The sequence below is a fragment of the Massilia mucilaginosa genome, from assembly GCF_011682145.1.
GTDB lineage: Bacteria > Pseudomonadota > Gammaproteobacteria > Burkholderiales > Burkholderiaceae_D > Telluria_A > Telluria_A mucilaginosa.
This window is the reverse complement of sequence record NZ_WHJH01000358.1, coordinates 1-285: the sequence shown is the minus strand read 5'-3', so window position 1 is coordinate 285 and position 285 is coordinate 1. Positions and strand designations below refer to the sequence as shown.

General features: G+C 71.9%; 1 protein-coding gene. It reads right to left on the bottom strand.

All coding sequences use genetic code 11. The features are described from left to right. The coding region (locus F2P45_RS35165) for a hypothetical protein (protein WP_223164951.1) at window positions 1-285 on the bottom strand (285 nt) is incomplete at both ends.

Sequence of the window (285 nt, the reverse complement as noted above, 5' to 3'; positions counted from 1 at the left end):
GCGCGCCAGGGCCAGCTTGTCGAGCGCCTGCCCGAGCGCGCCCTGGCGCCGCAGCGCCAGTGCTTCGAGCCGGGCGACGCGCACGTCGATGTCGCGCCGGGCGAACATCAGCGCCTTGTCGGGAATGCGCGTGCGCGCCTGGCGCACGATGCCGTCGATCGCCTCGGGCACGATCTCGACCAGTGAGTGACCGAGGCTTAGCCAATCATCATGACCGATCTCCTGGTCGGCGCCGGCGCTGGCCAGCACCTCGATGGCGCGCGCGCCGAACTGCCTGGCCTCCTC